General features: G+C 42.8%; 18 protein-coding genes. All 18 read left to right on the forward strand.

All coding sequences use genetic code 11. The annotated features are described in order from the left end of the window. The first annotated feature begins 89 nt into the window (after positions 1–89). On the forward strand, positions 90–992 hold the full coding sequence (dpaA, locus tag JV16_RS01385; RefSeq protein WP_223249792.1) for a dipicolinic acid synthetase subunit A: 903 nt from the start codon (positions 90–92) through the stop codon (positions 990–992). Beyond that, positions 989–1582, forward strand: a complete 594-nt coding sequence (gene dpaB, locus JV16_RS01390) for a dipicolinate synthase subunit B (RefSeq protein WP_042533907.1) — start codon at positions 989–991, stop codon at positions 1580–1582. Before dpaA ends, dpaB begins: the two co-directional genes overlap by 4 nt. Before the next feature lie 105 nt (positions 1583–1687). After that, a complete protein-coding gene (gene asd, locus JV16_RS01395; protein ID WP_042533909.1) occupies positions 1688–2737 on the forward strand; it encodes an aspartate-semialdehyde dehydrogenase in 1050 nt (349 codons plus the stop codon). Positions 2738–2759: 22 nt separating this feature from the next. Beyond that, positions 2760–3989 (forward strand): aspartate kinase, encoded by a 1230-nt coding sequence (gene dapG, locus JV16_RS01400; RefSeq protein WP_021095418.1) that lies wholly within the window; start codon positions 2760–2762, stop codon positions 3987–3989. 12 nt (positions 3990–4001) lie between these two features. Continuing rightward, positions 4002–4871: a 4-hydroxy-tetrahydrodipicolinate synthase gene (gene dapA / locus JV16_RS01405; protein ID WP_021095417.1), complete on the forward strand. Its 870-nt coding sequence runs from the start codon at positions 4002–4004 to the stop codon at positions 4869–4871. A gap of 97 nt (positions 4872–4968) precedes the next feature. Then, positions 4969–6636 (forward strand): ribonuclease J, encoded by a 1668-nt coding sequence (locus tag JV16_RS01410; RefSeq protein ID WP_042533911.1) that lies wholly within the window; start codon positions 4969–4971, stop codon positions 6634–6636. Positions 6637–6746: 110 nt separating this feature from the next. Next, positions 6747–7460 carry a ClpP family protease gene (locus JV16_RS01415; protein WP_035063372.1) on the forward strand — a complete coding sequence of 238 codons (714 nt, stop codon included), beginning with the start codon at positions 6747–6749 and terminating at the stop codon, positions 7458–7460. After that, complete coding sequence (locus tag JV16_RS01420) at positions 7457–7681, forward strand: YlzJ-like family protein (protein ID WP_021095414.1); 225 nt, start codon at positions 7457–7459, stop codon at positions 7679–7681. The genes JV16_RS01415 and JV16_RS01420 overlap by 4 nt, the downstream gene beginning before the upstream one ends. A 64-nt stretch (positions 7682–7745) precedes the next feature. Beyond that, positions 7746–9980 (forward strand): DNA translocase FtsK, encoded by a 2235-nt coding sequence (locus JV16_RS01425; protein ID WP_021095413.1) that lies wholly within the window; start codon positions 7746–7748, stop codon positions 9978–9980. A 202-nt stretch (positions 9981–10182) separates the two neighbouring features. Further along, a complete protein-coding gene (locus JV16_RS01430; protein WP_021095412.1) occupies positions 10183–10908 on the forward strand; it encodes a GntR family transcriptional regulator in 726 nt (241 codons plus the stop codon). Between the two features lie 105 nt (positions 10909–11013). After that, positions 11014–12087, forward strand: a complete 1074-nt coding sequence (locus JV16_RS01435) for a BMP family lipoprotein (protein WP_021095411.1) — start codon at positions 11014–11016, stop codon at positions 12085–12087. 119 nt (positions 12088–12206) lie between these two features. After that, entirely contained in the window at positions 12207–13736 is a 1530-nt protein-coding gene (locus JV16_RS01440) for an ABC transporter ATP-binding protein (protein WP_021095410.1), read from the forward strand. Next, positions 13733–14779 carry an ABC transporter permease gene (locus tag JV16_RS01445; protein ID WP_021095409.1) on the forward strand — a complete coding sequence of 349 codons (1047 nt, stop codon included), beginning with the start codon at positions 13733–13735 and terminating at the stop codon, positions 14777–14779. The genes JV16_RS01440 and JV16_RS01445 overlap by 4 nt, the downstream gene beginning before the upstream one ends. Then, the gene (locus tag JV16_RS01450; protein WP_021095408.1) at positions 14780–15733 is read left to right on the forward strand and encodes an ABC transporter permease; all 954 of its coding nucleotides are present in this window, start codon (positions 14780–14782) and stop codon (positions 15731–15733) included. Between the two features lie 81 nt (positions 15734–15814). Continuing rightward, positions 15815–17017: a PucR family transcriptional regulator gene (locus JV16_RS01455; RefSeq protein ID WP_021095407.1), complete on the forward strand. Its 1203-nt coding sequence runs from the start codon at positions 15815–15817 to the stop codon at positions 17015–17017. 98 nt (positions 17018–17115) lie between these two features. Beyond that, entirely contained in the window at positions 17116–18663 is a 1548-nt protein-coding gene (gene pruA / locus JV16_RS01460) for an L-glutamate gamma-semialdehyde dehydrogenase (protein WP_021095406.1), read from the forward strand. Between the two features lie 14 nt (positions 18664–18677). Then, complete coding sequence (locus JV16_RS01465; RefSeq protein WP_021095405.1) at positions 18678–19592, forward strand: proline dehydrogenase family protein; 915 nt, start codon at positions 18678–18680, stop codon at positions 19590–19592. Between the two features lie 85 nt (positions 19593–19677). Beyond that, positions 19678–21135 carry a sodium/proline symporter PutP gene (gene putP / locus JV16_RS01470; RefSeq protein ID WP_021095404.1) on the forward strand — a complete coding sequence of 486 codons (1458 nt, stop codon included), beginning with the start codon at positions 19678–19680 and terminating at the stop codon, positions 21133–21135. The last annotated feature ends 2 nt before the right edge of the window (positions 21136–21137 follow it).

Raw genomic sequence — 21137 nt, forward strand, 5'->3', positions numbered from 1 at the left:
TTTTACGCTCACCGTTTGATGACCGGCATCATAAGATGTGAAAGTAACGATGGGCAAAAAACTAGATGTATAAGAGGGTGAATGAACTCATGCTGACAGGAATGCACGTTGCGATCATCGGTGGGGACGCTCGGCAGCTTGAAGTCATTCGGAAATTGATGGAACTTGACGCGAAATTGTCACTCGTTGGCTTCGATCAATTAGACCATGGCTTTGCTGGAGTAACAAAAATGAAAATTCATGAAGTCGATTTCCATGATGTAGACGCCATTGTTTTACCTGTCCACGGAACGAACATGGACGGTGAAATTCAAACGGTGTTTTCAAATGAAAAAATGACATTTACAGAGGAGTTGCTTCGCCAAACACCAGCGCACTGCACCGTTTATTCAGGAATTACAAATGACTATTTAGATCGTGTCGTCAAGTCGGTTGGGCGAAAACATGTTCAACTATTTGAACGGGATGATGTGGCAATTTATAACTCGATTCCAACCGCAGAGGGAACGGTCATGATGGTGATTCAACATACAGATGTGACGATTCATGGATCGCGCATCGCTGTTTTAGGGTTAGGACGTGTAGGCATGACGGTAGCGCGGACGTTTGCAGCTTTAGGTGCCCGAGTAAAAGTAGGGGCTCGCCGCTCTGAACATTTAGCGCGTATTGCAGAGATGGCGCTAGAACCGTTTCATTTAAACGATTTAGAACAACACGTGAAAGATATTGATGTTTGCATTAATACGATTCCTCATCTCATTGTGACCGCCAGTGTCATTGCGAAAATGCCTGCCCACACGCTCATTATTGATTTAGCTTCAAAACCGGGTGGCACTGACTTTCGATATGCTGAAAAAAGAGGCATTCAAGCATTACTAGCGCCGGGGCTTCCTGGCATTGTCGCTCCAAAAACGGCGGGGCAAATTGTCGCGAACGTATTGTCGCAACTTCTTTCTGCAGATTTGAAAAAACGAAAGGAGAATAAAAAATGAACGTACAAGGAAAGCGCATTGGCTTCGGTTTAACAGGTTCACATTGCACATATGATGCGGTCATGCCGGAAATTGAAAAATTAATTGCCAAAGGGGCAGACGTCATACCGATCGTTTCGTATACGGTGCAATCGACAAATACGCGGTTTGGCAAAGGGGAAGAATGGGTAAAAAAGCTTGAAGAGATGACAGGCCATCAAGTCATTGATACAATTGTAAAGGCGGAGCCGTTAGGACCGAAATTGCCGCTTGATTGTATGGTTATTGCCCCGTTAACAGGAAATTCAATGAGCAAATTAGCGAATGCGATGACAGATTCCCCGGTATTAATGGCAGCGAAAGCGACGATGCGCAATCATCGTCCGGTTGTTGTCGGCATTTCGACAAACGACGCGCTCGGTTTAAATGGCGTGAATTTAATGCGATTAATGGCGGCAAAAAATATTTACTTTATTCCGTTCGGTCAAGACGACCCGTTTAAAAAGCCAAATTCGATGGTCGCTCATATGCCATTGTTGCTTGATACGGTAGAAGCCGCGCTAGAAGGTCGGCAAATTCAACCGGTCATCGTCGAATATCGCCGTTCATAAATAAACAGTTGAAAGAAAATTTATAAAAAACGTCTCTCCTTTATGAATGAATGTGCTAAAATAAATGATATTAAAATTGTCTATGAGTTGGAAGGAGAAGGAGAAATGGAGCAAAAAGGATTGCATGTCGCAGTTGTCGGTGCAACGGGAGCTGTCGGACAACAAATGATTCAAACGTTAGAAAAAAGAAATTTCCCAATTGCTAAACTATCTTTACTTTCATCGGAACGTTCAGCTGGGAAAAAAGTGATGTTTAAAGGTGAAGAAATTGAAGTGCAAGCAGCAAAGCCAGAAAGCTTTGAAGGGGTGCATATCGCGCTATTTAGCGCAGGGGGAGCAGTATCTAAACAGCTTGCTCCGGAAGCGGTGAAACGTGGAGCGATCGTTGTTGATAATACGAGCGCGTTTCGTATGGACGAAAACGTGCCGCTCGTTGTTCCTGAAGTGAATGAAGCCGATTTACATTGGCATAACGGAATTATCGCAAATCCAAACTGCTCAACGATTCAAATGGTCGTTGCGCTTGAACCGATTCGCCAAGCGTTCGGATTAAAGCGGGTCATCGTCTCAACATACCAAGCGGTGTCAGGAGCAGGAGCGCAAGCGGTAGAAGAGTTAAAAACACAAACAGCAAACATGTTGAATGGTGAGGAAGTCACACCGGAAATTTTACCGGTTAAATCGGATCGTAAACATTATCCGATCGCATTTAACGCCATTCCACAAATTGATAAGTTTCAAGATAACGGATTTACATTTGAAGAAATGAAAATGATTAATGAAACGAAAAAAATTATGCATATGCCTGAGTTAGAAGTAGCAGCAACGTGCGTGCGCATTCCAGTCATGACGGGACATTCCGAATCTGTGTATATTGAAATTGAACAAGAGGGCGTAACGGTTGATGAGTTGAAAGCATTATTAAAAGAAGCGCCTGGCGTTGTATTGCAAGACGACCCAAGTGAACAGTTGTATCCGATGCCGCTATATGCAACGGGACAAAACGACGTATTTGTCGGTCGTATTCGTAAAGATTTAAATTGCGACAAAGGGTTCCATTTATGGATCGTTTCTGATAACTTGTTAAAGGGCGCGGCGTGGAACTCTGTTCAAATCGCTGAAAGTCTTTTAAAATTAGGGCTTGTAAAAGCGTAAAATCATCATCGAGGTGTTGACGTTGAAAATAATCGTTCAAAAGTTTGGCGGCACGTCCGTTCGTGATGAACACGGCCGAAATTTAGCGCGCAAACATATTGAAAAAGCGCTGCAAGACGGTTATAAAGTGGTTGTCGTCGTTTCAGCCATGGGGCGAAAAGGAGATCCGTATGCAACGGATACGCTCCTTAGCCTCATTGATGGGGCGAATGCGCATGTGACAAACCGTGAAAAAGATTTATTGATGGCGTGTGGCGAAATCATTTCAAGTGTCGTGTTTACAAACATGTTAAATAAGTGTGGGGTAAAAGCGACAGCCTTTACCGGAGGGCAAGCAGGCTTTCGTACGAACAACGACCATACGAACGCGAAAATTATTGATATGCGTTGCGAGCGTTTGTTGCGTGCCTTAAAAGAGCACGATGTTGTCGTTGTCGCAGGTTTTCAAGGCGTTGCTGAAAACGGAGATGTGACAACAATTGGACGCGGAGGAAGCGACACGTCTGCGGCTGCACTTGGTGCCGCACTCGGTGCGGAATGGATCGACATTTTTACCGATGTGGAAGGCGTGATGACTGCAGACCCGCGCATTGTAGAAAACGCGCGACCGCTTGATGTCGTGACATATACAGAAATTTGCAATATGGCGTATCAAGGAGCGAAAGTGATCCATCCACGTGCAGTCGAGATTGCGATGCAAGCAAAAGTCCCACTCCGCATTCGCTCTACGTATTCCGATGCGCCAGGGACGCTTGTCACATCGATTGCGAAAAAAGGAAGCGATGTAAAAGAGCGGTTAGTGACAGGAATTGCCCATGTTTCAAATATTACACAAATTAAAGTGCCAGCAAAAGAGGGACATTACGATTTACAAGCGGAAGTATTTAAGGCGATGGCGAATGAAGGAATTAGTGTCGACTTCATTAACATTTCGCCAAATGGTGTCGTATATACCGTATCGAGCGACATGGCGGATCGAGCGATTGCTACGCTACAAAAGCTCGGTTATGAGCCAATCGTCACGCGCGGCTGCGCAAAAGTGTCGACTGTTGGTGCAGGGATCGCAGGTGTTCCGGGTGTGACAGCAAAAATTGTTACAGCATTATCGGAACGCGGCATTCAAATTTTGCAATCAGCTGATAGCCATACAACGATTTGGGTGCTAGTGAAGGAAGAACATTTAAAAGAAGCGGTCAATGCATTGCATGATGCGTTTCAACTTGCAGAACAGAAACAATACGACTTTAGTTAGGAGTGAAACATTGTGGTTCAATTTGGTCAAATTGCCACAGCAATGGTTACCCCATTTGACAATAAAGGGAACATCGATTTTGCGAAAACGACGCAATTAGTGAATTATTTAATTGAAAACGGCACGGATTCACTCGTTGTTGCTGGAACGACTGGAGAATCTCCAACGTTAACGACGGAGGAAAAATTGGCACTTTTTCGCCACGTGGTCGAAGTCGTTGACGGACGTGTGCCAGTCATTGCTGGAACGGGAAGCAATAACACACGCGCATCGATTGAATTGACGAAAAGGGCAGAAGAAATTGGTGTCGATGCGGTCATGATCGTTGCACCTTATTACAATAAGCCGAATCAAGAAGGAATTTATCAACATTATAAAGCCATTGCAGAGAGCACGTCATTGCCTGTGATGGTGTATAACATTCCGGGACGGGCGGTTGTGAATATTTCTGTTGAAACGATTGTCCGCCTCTCGCAAATTCCAAACGTTGTCGCTGTGAAAGACGCAAGCGGCAATTTAGACGCGATGACAGAAATTATCGCAAAAACGCGTGACGATTTTATGTTGTATAGCGGAGATGACGGATTGACACTTCCTGTATTAGCTATTGGAGGAAGCGGTGTCGTTTCCGTCGCCTCGCACATTATCGGAAACGAAATGAAAGAAATGATTCAAGCCTTTATGCGCGGAGACAATAAGGAAGCAGCAAAGTTGCATCAGCGTCTATTGCCGATCATGAAAGCATTATTTGCCGCCCCAAGCCCTGTCCCAGTAAAAACGGCTTTACAGATGAAAGGGTTAGATGTCGGTTCCGTCCGTCTTCCGCTTGTGCCACTAACTGAGCAAGAACGTTTGCAGCTCATGCATGTGTTACAAGGTTAAAAGAAAGGGAATTCATCCCTTTCTTTTTTATTGTTGAATCAGTTATAATGGATGTAAGTGACTTTGAGCGGGTGAGTTTGTTTGACTGTAGGAGGCTTTGAAGATGAAACAAGCAGAGAAAATTCGTGTATTTGCCCTCGGCGGCGTGGGAGAGGTAGGAAAAAATATGTATGTCGTCGAGGTGGACGAAGACATTTTTGTCTTAGATGCGGGACTCATGTTTCCAGAGGACGAAATGTTCGGCATTGATATGGTCATTCCTGATATTACGTATTTAGTGGAGCAACAAGAGCGCATTCGCGGCATTTTTTTAACGCACGGCCATGACGATCATATTGGAGCAATTGCGTATGTGTTACGAAAAATTACTGTACCTGTGTACGGAGCAAAATTGACGCTTGCGCTCGTGGAAGAAAAATTAAAAGAGCAAGGGATTACATCGAAAGCAAAGCGCATCGAAATAAACGCGAATAGTGAAATTGTATTTGATAAGGCGGTCGTATCGTTTTTTCAAACAAACCATAGCATTCCAGATTGTCTCGGTGTAAGCATTCATACGTCACAAGGTGCCATTGTATATACGAGTGATTTTAAATTTGATCAAACGCCTGTTGGCATATGTCGTACTGATTTTGGTAAAATGGCACAAATCGGAGCGCAAGGCGTGCTTTGCTTACTATCCGATAGCACGAATGCGGAAAAACCGGGATATACGGGTTCTGAAGCGGTTGTTGGACAAGAAATTTCCGATGTCATTTACAATGCAGATGGACGCATTATCGTTGCTTGCTTTGCATCAAACATTACGCGCATTCAACAAGTGTTAAATGCTGCACGCGATCATAGACGAAAAGTCGTTATTATGAGCCGTCATATGCATAAAGTGATTGATATTGCCGTGCGTCTAGGGTATTTGAAATTTGATGAAAATATGATCATTCCGATGAACGAAGTAGGTCGCTACAATGATCGCGATTTAGTCATTTTAACGACAGGCAACCAAGGAGAACCAATGGCGGCGCTTGCACGCATGGCGAAACAGGCGCACAAATACATCAATATTAAAGAAGGAGACACAGTGATTGTCGCTTCTTCTCCAATGCCGGGACATGAATTGTTTATTGCTCGAACGATTGATGCGTTATACCGTGCAGGAGCGAATGTCGTGTACGGTCAACGTCAAGTGCATGTGTCTGGACACGGATACCAAGAAGAATTAAAGTTAATGATTAATTTCATGAAGCCAAAATATTTTATTCCGGTACATGGAGAATTTCGCATGCAAAAGGCGCATGGGAAAATTGCCCAAGCGGTCGGCATTCGCCAAGATGCAATCTTCTTAATTGAAAAAGGAGAAGTGATTGAGTTCCGTAACGGTCACGCCCGTTTTGGTGGAAAAGTGCCGAGCGGTCAAATTTTAATTGACGGATTAGGTGTTGGCGATGTAGGAAATATCGTGTTGCGCGATCGCCGCTTACTTTCACAAGACGGAATTATGATTGTTGTTGTTACATTAAGTAAACAAGATAAGCGCGTTGTTGCCGGTCCGGAAATGATTTCTCGCGGTTTTGTATACGTGCGTGAATCAGAAACACTTTTTGAAGAATCTGTTAAAATTGTAAAAGAAATTGTTGAAAAAAGTATGGAAGATTATGTTGTTGAATGGTCTTCATTAAAAACAAACATTCGTGACGCATTGAGCCAATATTTATTTGAGAAAACAAAACGAAAACCAATGATTTTACCAATTATTATGGAAGTGTAAAACAACATGCTCAAAGTCAAGAAAACACCTGCATTTCGCAGGTGTTTTTTGTATGAACAAGACGATGTTCACGTATACTAACGACATCATGTAACAGAAAGGGGATTATGATGGAAGAACGAGATGTACCTCAAGAGGAAACAAAACCATCTCCGGCAGAAAACATTGTTCAGCTCGGTCAAACAAATGTCCCGCAGCTTTCTTCCGATTCAACGGTCCATTGTTTAACGATTGTCGGACAAATTGAAGGACATATTCAATTACCACCGCAAAACAAAACGACAAAATATGAACACATTATTCCGCAAATTGTAGCAATCGAACAAAATCCGAATATTGAAGGATTGCTTGTCGTATTGAATACAGTTGGAGGAGATGTTGAGGCGGGGCTAGCCATTGCAGAAATGTTAGCATCGATGTCCAAGCCGACTGTTTCTATTGTGCTTGGTGGAGGACATTCGATCGGAGTGCCAATTGCGGTATCGTGCGACTATTCGTTTATCGCAGAAACGGCGACGATGACGATTCACCCGATTCGTTTGACGGGTCTTGTCATCGGTGTCCCGCAAACGTTTGAGTATTTAGATAAAATGCAAGAGCGCGTTGTCAATTTTGTTGTGAAACATTCAAATATTAGTGAAGAAAAATTTAAAGAACTCATGTTTTCTAAAGGAAATTTAACACGCGATATCGGAACGAATGTGGTGGGAACAGATGCGGTAAAGTACGGTTTAATTGACGAGGTCGGAGGGCTATCGCAAGCGATGCGCAAATTGCGGGAATTCATTGATCATTCTAAGCAACAAGGGGCGATGTTACAATGATTTTACATACGATCGTTCCGGAATTTATCGTTTTTCAAACGAATGAGGCGGAGTATAAAAAACAACGCACGGTCCAATATAACGGGGTGTCTTTACTTGTGCAACAAACAGAAACGAATGAGTATGAAATTGTGCGGGTGCTAAGCAGCGATCCACAACATTATTTAACGTATGAACCAGGCACAAAACTTTATGCGACATCACTACAATTTATGGTATAATAAGAACAAGCAGCCACGCTTCACTGTTGGCTGCTTTTTCACCTTATATGTTGGAGTGGGCGAAATGGGAAAGAAAAATAAGCGTCGCACAAACAAACAAGATCAATGGAAAAAAACATTGCGTTTTGAATTCATCGGATTAACGATGCTAGCATGCACAGTCATTGCGATGGCGAACGTCGGAGCTGTCGGGCGTTCACTCGTTTTTGCCACCCGCTTTTTTATGGGAGAGTGGTATATCGTTGCATTATTAGGGGCGCTTGTTATATCGCTATACGTGATTTGGAAAAGGGCATGGCCTCCGTTTTTTCAACGCGTCCTCGTTGGATTGTACTTGATCGTTCTTTCGTTATTGTTGTTTAGTCACGAAGCGCTATTTCATATTTTATCAAGAAATGGAAAATTGGTGAATCCGAGCATTATTCAAACGACGTGGGAGTTATTTTGGAAAGATGTGCGTGGGGAAAACGGGTCTTTTTCTGATTTAGGCGGAGGTATGCTTGGCGCTTTATTGTACACAATTAGCTATTATTTATTTGATCAATTAGGAACAAAATGGATTGCTTCGCTGTTGATGATACTTGGCGTGTTGCTTTTGACAGGAAAAACGTTACGTGATACAGCAGGAAAAGGAATTGAATGGTTTGTTTCGTTTATGCGGAAGCAAACGAAAGCGGTTATCGCCGATGTTCGTTCATTTTTCAATCGTCCGAAAAAAGAAAAGCAACAGCAGCCACATATTGAAGTAGTGACAGCGCTGGAGGAAAAAGAGGAAGAGGAAGACGAAACGATCGTCGTGGAAGGTCCTGTCATTTCCAACTTCAATGAAGGAGCGGAAGAAGAAAAGCCGATCGTATTTACGCAAACACATGAAACAGATTACGCGTTGCCGCCCATTGATTTGCTTTCTCCTCCGAAGGCAGTTGATCAATCGCGGGAAAAAGAAAGTATTTATGAAAATGCCCGCAAGCTTGAAAAAACGTTTCAAAGCTTCGGTGTAAAGGCAAAGGTAACGAAAGTGCATATCGGTCCAGCTGTCACAAGATACGAAGTATATCCAGATGTCGGTGTGAAAGTAAGTAAAATCGTTAGTTTAAGTGACGATTTAGCGCTCGCTCTAGCGGCAAAAGACATTCGCATTGAAGCACCGATTCCCGGAAAATCAGCGATCGGCATTGAAGTGCCAAATGAAGAAATTGCGATGGTTTCTTTACGCGAAGTATTAGAAGCGAAAGAAGCCGATAAACGAGAGGCGAAACTGTTAATCGGACTTGGGCGCGATATATCGGGACAAGCGGTGCTTGCTGAACTAAATAAAATGCCTCATTTACTTGTTGCTGGTGCGACGGGAAGCGGGAAAAGTGTATGTATTAACGCCATTATCGTTAGCTTGCTTATGCGCACGAAACCGCATGAAGTGAAAATGATGATGATTGATCCGAAAATGGTGGAGTTAAGTGTATATAACGGCATTCCGCATTTGCTTTCTCCGGTCGTAACCGATCCGAAAAAAGCGTCTCAAGCGTTAAAAAAAGTAGTGAGCGAAATGGAGCGACGATATGAGCTCTTTTCGCATACGGGCACGCGCAATATTGAAGGATATAACGAATATATCGATCGTCATAATGAAACAGCAGAAATCAAGCAACCGCTTTTACCGTACATTGTCGTCATCGTTGACGAACTAGCCGACTTAATGATGGTTGCTTCAAGCGATGTAGAAGATTCCATCACTCGTCTTGCTCAAATGGCGCGCGCAGCAGGCATTCATTTAATTATCGCCACGCAGCGTCCATCTGTTGATGTTATTACAGGCGTCATTAAAGCAAACATTCCGTCTCGCATTGCATTTAGCGTATCATCACAGACGGACTCCCGAACGATTTTAGACATGGGTGGAGCTGAAAAATTGCTTGGGCGAGGTGACATGCTCTTCTTACCTGTCGGTGCGTCTAAACCTGTTCGGGTTCAAGGAGCTTTTGTGTCCGATCAAGAAGTAGAAAATGTCGTACAATATGTCATTTCACAACAAAAAGCACAATACGAAGAAACGATGATCGCGCAAGATGATGAACCGACAGAAGCGTTTGATGATGAGTTGTTTGATGAAGCGGTTCAGCTCGTCATTGATATGCAAAGTGCATCTGTTTCGATGTTGCAGCGACGATTTCGTATCGGTTATAACCGAGCAGCACGTCTAATTGATGCGATGGAAGCTCGCGGCATTGTTGGACCTTATGAAGGAAGTAAACCGCGCGCTGTGCTCGTATCGTCAAACGATCAAGCAAAAACGTCATGAAAGAGGCTGAAAAACAAGCCTCTTTTTTGTATAAATGGGGCATAATAATGATATATTATTAAAATCGCTTACATATGATTTCATACGACTTTTTTCGACATTTTTTTTATTCCCTATTTATTTATGAACGAAAAAATGTTATATTATTAATAAGAAATTTGTCTAACATCAGATGTCTGATATCTAAGGTGGGGGATGGTGAATGTCTGTTAAATCTGATCATCGACACTTATATTTACAAGTGATTGATCGTATTAAAAAAGATATTGAAAAAGGGGTATATAAGGAAAAAGAAAAACTCCCTTCTGAGTTTGAGCTAGCAAGACAGTTAGGAGTAAGTCGAGCGACATTGCGGGAAGCATTACGCGTATTAGAAGAAGAAAATGTCATCATCCGCCGCCACGGTGTCGGGACGTTCGTTAGTTCCCGCCCGATGTTCACCTCAGGTATTGAACAACTAAGTAGCGTGACGGAGATGATTCGCCAAGCCGGGCGTAAACCGGGGACGATTTTTTTATCTTCTTCTATTCAAAAACCGACTGAAGATGATATAAAGCGCTTTCAATGTCATAAAGAGGAAGATTTACTTGTTGTTGAGCGGGTACGAACAGCGAATAATGAGCCGGTCGTTTATTGTATTGATAAAGTTCCGTGTAAATATTTACCTAAAGGAATTGCTTATGAAAATGAGTCGTTATTAGAAATATTACATAATGAAGCGAATCGGTATATCGCGTATGCTGTTACACACATTGAACCGCTTGGCTATCACGAAAAAGTGTCACCGATTTTACAATGCGAGCCGGAAACAGCGCTTTTAGTTTTAAAGCAAATGCATTTTGACGAAAATGACGAGCCGATTTTATACTCAATCGACTACTTCAAATCAGATAAGTTTAGTTTCCACGTGTTAAGAAAACGCGTGTAGCTTATAAAAGCGCTTATCCTGTTAAGGAGGTGACGTTGGAGGGAGAAGGATATTTTGCATTTCACTTTTTACTAATCCATATTTAATTTGAGGGGGTAATGATTGATGAAGAAAAAGCGTTTTGGATTGTCGATGTCTTTATTATTGACTGCCGGTATGCTTCTTGGCGGCTGCGGGCAGGCGAAAGAAGAGCCGAAAAAAGAGGAAGGAAAAGCGTCTGAGTTTAGCGTAGCGATGGTTACAGACGTTGGTGGAATTGACGATAAGTCGTTCAACCAATCAGCATGGGAAGGATTACAAAAATTTGGTGAAGAAAACGGTTTGAAAAAAGGAAAAGGTGGCTATGACTACTTACAGTCAAAAGGCGATGCGGATTACGCAACAAACTTAAATAAACTTGTACGTAACGATTTTGACCTCATTTACGGTATCGGTTTCTTAATGACAGATGCCATTACAGAAATTGCAGACCAAAAACCGGACAATAAGTTTGCGATCGTCGACAGCGTTGTTGAAAAACCGAATGTCGCAAGCATTACATTTAAAGAGCATGAAGGTTCATTCCTTGTCGGTGTTGTCGCTGGTTTAATGACAAAAACGAATAAAATCGGTTTCGTTGGCGGTGTTGAAATGCCGCTAATTGAAAAATTCGAAAGCGGCTTCATTGCAGGGGTAAAAGCGGTAAACCCAAACGCGACAGTTGAAGTGCAATATGCGGGTGCGTTTGACAAAGCAGACAAAGGAAAAGCAATTGCTTCAAGCATGTATGCATCTGGTATCGATATTATTTACCACGCGGCCGGTGGAACAGGAAACGGTGTATTTTCTGAAGCAATTGACTTGAAAAAACAAGATCCGAACAAAGAAATTTGGGTCATTGGTGTTGACCGCGACCAATATGAAGAAGGAAAAGTGCCTGGAACAGATAAAAGCGTAACATTAACGTCAATGGTAAAACGTGTTGACGTTGCAGTATACGACTTAGCAACAAAAACGAAAAACGGCAACTTCCCTGGCGGTCAAGCTGTGGAGTACGGCTTAAAAGAAGATGGTGTAGGCATTGCGCCGACATCGAAAAACAACGTCCCTGAAGACGTATTGAAACAAGTGGATGAGTGGAAACAAAAAATTATTAACGGCGAAGTGAAAGTACCTACAACTCGTGCTGAATTGAAATAAGCAAATGGCTGTTCTCCGAAGAGCGCGTTTCTTCGGAGAACCACTAAATGAAGAGTTGCAACATGTTGCAGCTTTTCATTTAGTGATTTTAACAAGCTCACATAAGGAGTGGATCACGTTTGGAATACGTAATTGAAATGTTAAATATCCGCAAAGTTTTCGGGAATTTTGTGGCAAACGATAACATTACGTTGCAATTGAAAAAAGGGGAAATTCATGCGCTATTAGGTGAAAACGGCGCAGGAAAATCGACGTTAATGAACGTACTATTCGGTTTATATCAGCCGGACGGTGGGGAAATTCGTGTCAAAGGGAAAAAAGTAAATATCGCCAATCCGAACGTCGCCAACGACTTAGGGATCGGAATGGTGCATCAACACTTTATGCTCGTTGATACATTTACAGTAACGGAAAACATCATTTTAGGAAGCGAACCGAAAAAAGGTGGACAAATCGATATTGAGCGCGCAGAAAAAGAAGTGCGCGAGCTGTCCGAGCGTTACGGTTTGGCAGTTGATCCGAAAGCGAAAATTGCAGACATTTCTGTCGGGATGCAGCAACGTGTAGAAATTTTAAAAACGTTATATCGTGGGGCAGATATTTTAATTTTTGACGAACCAACAGCAGTGTTAACGCCACAAGAAATTCAAGAACTTATCCAAATTATGAAAGCGCTTGTACGTGAAGGAAAATCGATTATTTTAATTACGCACAAATTAAAAGAAATTATGGAAGTGTGTGATCGTGTTACTGTCATTCGACGAGGAAAAGGCATCGGCACATTAAACGTATCGGAAACAAACCCAAACGAACTCGCTGCACTCATGGTTGGACGTGAAGTGCATTTCAAAACAGAAAAACAACCTCCGAAAGTCGGAAAACCTGTCCTTGAAATTGAAGATTTAGTCGTGAAAGATTCACGTGGCATTACGGCAGTCGACCATTTACATTTAACTGTCCATGCAGGAGAAATTGTCGGAATCGCAGGGGTGGACGGAAACGGACAGACGGAGTTAATTGAAGCGATCACCGGTTTAATAAAGTCAGAATCGGGTTCTATTCGTTTAAATGGAAAAGAGATTCGCAATTTAACACCTAGACAAATTACGGAAACGGGTGTAGGCCATATCCCACAAGACCGCCATAAACATGGTCTTGTGCTAGACTTCCCAATCGGGGAAAACATGGTGCTCCAAACGTATTATAAAGAGCCGTACTCAAAACGCGGCATTTTAAACTTTAAAGCGATTTACGATAAAGCACGTCAGCTTATTCAAGAATTTGACGTTCGTACGCCAGACGAATATACGAAAGCGCGGGCTTTATCAGGAGGAAACCAACAAAAAGCGATCATCGGCCGCGAAGTAGACCGCGACCCAGATTTACTCATCGCCGCGCAACCGACACGCGGACTTGACGTTGGAGCGATCGAATTCATTCATAAACGTCTCATCGAACAGCGCGATAAAGGAAAAGCGGTATTGCTCGTTTCATTCGAATTAGATGAAATTATGAACGTCAGCGATCGCATTGCCGTTATTTATGAAGGAAAAATTGTAGCTATTGTCGATCCGAAAGAAACGACAGAACAAGAGCTTGGCTTGTTGATGGCAGGAAGCAAACGGAAGGAAGCAGGTGTATCATCATGAATGAAAATCGTTTAACGAACATTCTCGTCCCTGTTTTTGCAGTTATTCTTGGAATTATTGCGGGCGCCATTGTCATGCTTGTCAGTGGTTATGACCCAATTGCCGGATATTCTGCTTTATTGTATGGGGCTTTTGGTGATCGATATTATATTGGGGAAACGATTCGTCAAGTGACACCATATATTTTAGCGGGGTTAGCGGTTGCCTTTGCGTTTCGTACAGGGCTATTTAACATCGGTGTAGAAGGGCAACTCATCGTCGGTTGGCTTGCAGCTGTTTGGGTTGGCGTTTCCTTTGAGCTCCCAAAAGTCATTCATTTGCCGTTAGCAATTGTTGCGGCAGCACTTGCAGGTGCGCTTTGGGGATTTATTCCCGGCTTTTTAAAAGCGCGTTTCCGCGTCCATGAAGTCATCGTGACGATTATGATGAACTATATTGCGCTATACGTATCGAATGCGGTCATTCGTTCCGTTTTATCCGATCAAGGTTTTAAATCGGAAAAAATTCATCCGTCCGCATCGTTACGTTCAGAATTTTTACAGTCTTTAACTGATTACTCCACGCTTCATTACGGTATTATTATTTCGTTAATTGCGGCCGTTGTCATGTGGTTCTTGCTTGAAAAAACGACGACAGGATATGAACTTCGTGCCGTCGGTTTTAACCAACATGCCTCTCATTATGCAGGGATGAATGTCAACCGCAATATTATATTAGCGATGGTCATTTCAGGAGCATTTGCAGGGATTGCTGGTGCGATGGAAGGGCTAGGAACGTTTGAAAACGTCTCGGTCAAAGCTGGATTTACTGGAGTCGGATTCGATGGAATTGCGGTTGCCCTCCTTGGTGGAAATAACGCATTCGGAATTATTTTAGCAGCGATCTTATTTGGAGCGTTAAAAGTCGGAGCGCTTGAAATGCCATCAGCAGCCGACGTGCCGACAGAACTTGTTGACATCGTCATCGCGTTGATTATTTTCTTCGTTGCTTCAAGCTACTTAATTCGTCTTGTGCTTACGCGCTTCAAAAAGGAGGGAAAATAAATGTTACACATCCTTGAAATTATTATTCCTTCCGCGATTTTCTTTGCGGCACCTCTTATTTTCACGGCGCTCGGTGGCGTATTTAGCGAACGTTCCGGCGTTGTCAATATCGGATTAGAAGGATTGATGGTTACCGGTGCATTTACCGGTATAGTGTTTAACTTAACGTTTGCCGATCAATTTGGTGAATTCACACCATGGCTTGCAATGCTTGTGGCGATGGTTGTTGCTTCGATTTTCTCGCTTATGCATGCGGTTGCGGCGATTTCACTTCGCGCGGACCAAGTCGTTAGCGGGGTGGCGATCAACTTTTTAGCTTTAGGATTATCGTTGTTCCTTGTGAAAATGTGGTATGGAAAAGGTCAAACTGACCAAGTGCAAGTCGGTTTCGATAAAATCGATATTCCAATTTTAAGCAAAATTCCGATTCTCGGTCCGATTTTATTTTCAAACGGATATATTCCATCTTACTTAGCGATTGTATTAGCATTTGTCGTATGGTACGTCATTTATAAAACGCCGTTTGGCCTTCGTCTTCGTGCTGTTGGAGAACATCCGATGGCGGCGGATACGATGGGAATTAACGTCGCAAAAATGCGGTACATCGCAGTGATGTTAAGCGGTGCGCTTGCAGGGATTGGCGGTTCGATTTATGCAACGATTATTTCACGCGATTTTAGCCATGCGACAATTTCTGGACAAGGGTTTATGGCGCTTGCGGCGATGATTTTCGGAAAATGGCATCCGCTTGGTGCGATGGGAGCAGCGCTTTTCTTCGGATTTGCGCAAAGTTTAAGTATCGTTGGACAGGCGATTCCGTTTTTGAAAAACGTACCAACCGTTTACTTGCTCATTTTGCCGTATGCGTTAACCATTTTAGCGTTAACTGGGTTTATCGGACGTGCAGATGCGCCAAAAGCGCTCGGTACGCCGTACGTAAAAGGAAAACGTTAATAGGGAAAAGACTTCGGGACAGCCCGAAGTCTTTTTTTCACGCTTTTGATCACGCATAATAAAAGCAAGGAGGGGATTTCATTGCATAAATTAGTTGATCAATTATTTTTTGAACTGCAACGTCCCGTAACGATTGAATCGCGCGATTTTGAATTGCTTTCATATAGCGGTCATCACGATGAAACGGATGAGGTGCGCATGCGCACCATTTTAAGCAAACGAGCATCCGCTCACGTTTTTCATTATTTGCATGAACATGGATGGATGCAAAAAATTGAACAAGCAGACGGAGTCGTTAGCATTCCTCCACTTCCTGAGATTGATCTTGGCGCACGCGCTGTCGTTTGCTTAAAACATGCTGGGAAAGTATATGGCTATCTTTGGGTACAAGCTGCGTTTCACGATTTAACAGACGAGCAACGGAGACGGATCGAAGAAGTAGCAAAAGAGGCCGCTCAAATATTACACGAGCAAATGGGAAAAAGATACAAACGGCAAGAAGAAGTTCATGACCTTTTTCTGCGCTTTATTCAATACCGTGATATGAGCGAACGAGACGTTCAAATGGAACTACAGTTGCTTGGGGTAACGTTTCCTTCACGATTTGCTGTTGTTGTTTTTTATGTCGAAAATGACAGGAGAAAAGATGACATTCGGCAATATATGACATGGATGACAAAAGCAACACATGCCCCAATCTTTTTTATTCATCACAATCATCCGTTTTTGCTTATTGTTGGGAAAACACCGACGCAACGTCCGATCGATATAGTGAACATGATGATCACAAAATTACAACAAGATTTTCATTGTCGAATCGATCACGATGTTCTCGTTGGCATTGGCAATGAATATAACGGGCTGCAAAAACTGCGCGACAGTTATAAAGAGGCGATGGAAGTGATTCATTTGAAAAAGCATATGGATGAGCCGTTACCGCATGCTTATTGCGATTTAGGTATTTATCGCATCGTTCCATTCATATACGAACAATACAAACAACGTCGCTATAAAAACGAAGCGATTATGAAACTAAAAAAGCACGATGAACAACATGGAACCGATTTTTTACATACGCTTCGTACGTACATTCAACACGACTGCAATATGAAACAAACAGCCGAAAGTTTATACATTCATCCGAATACATTACATTATCGACTAAAGCGCATGCAGTCGATCACAACTCTTCCGCTGCACGATTTTGAACAACGAATGATGTTATATATCGATCTCCTTTTATACAAATATAAGGAAAGTGTTGTGGATGAGCAACAAAAATAAGCAGAAATGATTATATATTGACGACAAACAATTTTCAGAAAGTATAAATTATAATGAATCGTAGAATATGTGACAAAATCGTGAAAGGATCGATGCATGTGACTGTACCATACAAACATGAACCGTTTACAAACTTTGCAATTGAGCAAGAAGCAGATGCGTTTCGTCAAGCGCTTGCTTATGTTGAAACACAGCTTGGACAAGCGTATCCAATCATTATTGGAGGAAAACGAATCGTTACGGAAGAGAAAGTTGTGTCAGTGAATCCAGCGAATAAACAACAAGTGGTTGGGGTCGTCTCAAAAGCGACGAAAGCGCTCGCTGATAAAGCAATGCAAGCGGCACTTTCTGCATTTGAAACGTGGAAGCGCGTATCGCCAAAGGTGCGCGCCGATGTGTTGCTGCGCGCAGCAGCGATGTTAAGAAGAAGAAAACATGAATTTTCTGCATGGCTAGTGAAAGAAGTCGGTAAACCGTGGAAAGAAGCAGATGCTGATACAGCGGAAGCGATTGACTTTTTAGAATATTACGCGAGACAAATGATTTCTCTTGCGGAAGGTGTACCTGTGCTCAGCCGTTCCGGAGAGTCAAACCGATTTTTTTATGTGCCGCTTGGTGTCGGATTAATTATTTCACCGTTTAATTTCCCACTTGCGATTATGGCTGGAACGACGGTTGCTGCCATTGTGACAGGAAACACGGTCATTTTGCGACCATCCGATCGCGCCCCAATTGTTGCTGCAAAGTTTGTTGAGCTGATGGAAGAGGCCGGTCTCCCTCAAGGAGTATTAAACTATTTGCCGGGAGGAGAAGCAGAGGTCGGAGAATATATTGTCGAACATCCGCAAACACGCTTCATTTCTTTTACAGGATCGCGCGCCGTTGGATGTCGCATTTATGAACGGGCAGCGATCGTTCAACCAGGACAAAAATGGTTGAAGCGTGTCATCGCAGAAATGGGTGGAAAAGATGCGATTATCATTGATCGGGATGCGGATCTTGAATTAGCAGCGCAATCGATCGTTGCTTCCGCATTCGGTTTTTCCGGGCAAAAATGCTCGGCATGCTCGCGTGCTATCGTTCTTGAAGATGTATATGACGAAGTGCTTGCGCGCGTCGTTGCGTTAACAAAGCAATTAAAGGTCGGCAATCCACAAGAGCAAAGCACGTTTATGGGACCTGTCATTGATCAAGTATCGTACGATAAAATTATGGGCTATATCGAAATTGGCAAGCAAGAAGGGAAGCTCATGACGGGGGGCGAAGGAGACGATACGACGGGATTTTTTATTCAGCCAACCATTTTTGCAGACGTCGCACCAACTGCGCGAATCATGCAAGAAGAAATTTTTGGTCCGGTCGTTGCGTTTACGAAAGTGCGTACGTTTGATGAAGCGCTTGAAGTGGCGAACAATACAGATTACGGATTAACAGGGGCAGTCATTTCAAACAATCGTGCTCATTTAGAAAAAGCGCGCGAACAGTTTCATGTTGGGAATTTATATTTTAATCGCGGTTGTACTGGAGCGATTGTCGGCTATCATCCGTTTGGTGGGTTTAACATGTCAGGAACAGATTCTAAAGCAGGTGGTCCAGACTATTTATTGCTCCATATGCAAGCAAAAACAGTCAGTGAAATGTTTTAAAAGGGGGAATGGCCATGCTTGCGCAACTATCGAAAAACATTTTTTTATACGCTTCACAAAGTAAAATGTTAAATCAAGCAGCGAAAAAATGGGGGCTCCGTTTCGGAGCTTCCCAAGTTGTTGCAGGGGAAACGATTGAAAGCGCTATCAAAAAAGTACGTGAACTAAATGAAAAAGGGCTCGTTTGTACGCTCGATCATTTAGGAGAGTTCGTTTCAAGTCGCGAAGAAGCTATTGAAGCGACACAATATAACATCCGCACATTAGAAGCTATCCATCGTGCAGGTGTTCAAAGCAACTTGTCCGTCAAATTGACGCAGCTTGGGCTTGATATTGACTTTGATTTTTGCTTAAACAACATGCGTCAAATTGTTGAAACGGCGAAAAGATATAACAACTTCGTGCGCATCGATATGGAAGATTCAGCGCATTGCCAAGCGACGCTCGATTTATTACACGAACTACGCCGCACGTACGACAACGTTGGAACTGTCATTCAAGCATATTTATATCGCGCTGAACAAGATGTAAAAGATTTAAAAGGAGTATCGCTTCGTTTAGTGAAAGGAGCGTATAAAGAGTCGCCAGAAGTGGCGTTTCAAGAGAAACAACAAATTGATGAAAACTACATGAATATTATTCGTCTTCACTTATTAAGCGGAAGTTATACAGCGATTGCCACACATGATCATCATATTATTGAAAAAGTAAAAAAGTTTGCGAAAGAAAATAATATTCCGCGTAATCAATTTGAGTTTCAAATGTTATATGGCTTTCGAACAGATATGCAACAACAGCTTGCAAAAGAAGGCTATACAATGCGCGTATACGTTCCATTCGGAAACGATTGGTTTGGCTATTTCATGCGCCGATTAGCAGAACGTCCACAAAACGTCGCGTTCGCATTAAAAGGCTTTTTTGGAAAATAATTTTTTGTACAAATTGTGAACATATTTTAGTATAATGATACGTACAAAGGGGTTTTTATAGACAACAAAGGAAGGGGAGATTGTTTTGGTTATTACATCTGTCGTTTTGTATATGGTAGGGATGTTATTCATCGGGTATTGGGCGTATAAACGGACATCGAACTTGTCTGATTATATGTTAGGCGGACGAACGCTCGGTCCAGCAGTGACCGCGTTAAGCGCCGGAGCATCGGATATGAGCGGTTGGTTGTTGCTTGGGTTGCCGGGAGCGATGTATGCGCAAGGGTTGAGCGCTTCATGGATTGTGATCGGATTAGCTCTTGGAGCGTATGCGAACTGGTTATACGTTGCTCCACGTTTACGAGTATATACGGAAGTAGCGAACGATTCGATTACGATTCCGTCGTTTTTAGAAAACCGTTTCGGTGATACATCGAAGTTACTGCGTCTCGTTTCCGGATTCGTCATTATGATTTTCTTTACGTTTTACGTTTCTTCTGGTCTCGTTTCTGGTGGGGTCATGTTTAAAAATTCGTTTGGTACAGATTATCATACAGGATTATGGATTGTAGCTGGTGTTGTTGTCGCGTACACATTATTCGGGGGATTTTTAGCGGTCAGTTGGACGGACTTTGTGCAAGGACTCATTATGTTTATTGCGCTTATTCTCGTGCCGGTTGTGACGCTTATGCACATTGGGGGAATTACGGAGACAACGACAACGATTCGCGATATAGATCCGAACTTGCTTGATTTGTTTAAAGGGACGAGCGTTGTCGGTATCATCTCGCTATTTGCATGGGGACTTGGCTATTTCGGCCAGCCGCACATTATTGTTCGTTTTATGGCGATTTCCTCGGTGAAAGAAATGAAACAAGCGCGCCGCATTGGAATGGGCTGGATGATCTTTTCGTCTGTCGGTGCGATGTTAACAGGTCTTTTTGGAATCGCTTACTTTAAACGAGCAGGCATGACGTTAGAAGATCCAGAAACAGTATTTATTAAACTCGGGGAAATTTTATTCCATCCGCTTATTACAGGATTTTTACTTGCAGCGATTTTAGCGGCAATTATGAGTACGATTTCATCTCAATTGCTAGTGACATCTAGTTCACTAACGGAAGATTTATATAAAATTTTATTCCGTCGCTCAGCGTCTGATAAAGAGCTTGTATTTGTCGGTCGCTTATCTGTCCTACTTGTATCGATTGTTGCCTTGTTGCTCGCATACGAGCAAAATAATACCATTTTAAATCTTGTCGGTTATGCATGGGCAGGATTTGGGGCTTCATTCGGTCCTGTGATTATATTAAGTTTATACTGGCGCCGTATGACAAAATGGGGAGCGCTTGCGGGGATGATTGCAGGGGCAACGACAGTCATCATCTGGGCGAATTCTTCATATGCAAGCGTCATGTACGAAATGGTGCCGGGCTTTATCGCTAGTTTTATTGCCGTAATTATCGTCAGCTTATTGACAGTTACACCTGAAAAACGCGTGACAGAGCAATTTGATACGTTTAAACGTACGATTTCATCATAAGA

It is taken from the genome of Anoxybacillus ayderensis, assembly GCF_000833605.1.
Taxonomy (GTDB): Bacteria; Bacillota; Bacilli; order Bacillales; family Anoxybacillaceae; genus Anoxybacillus; species Anoxybacillus ayderensis.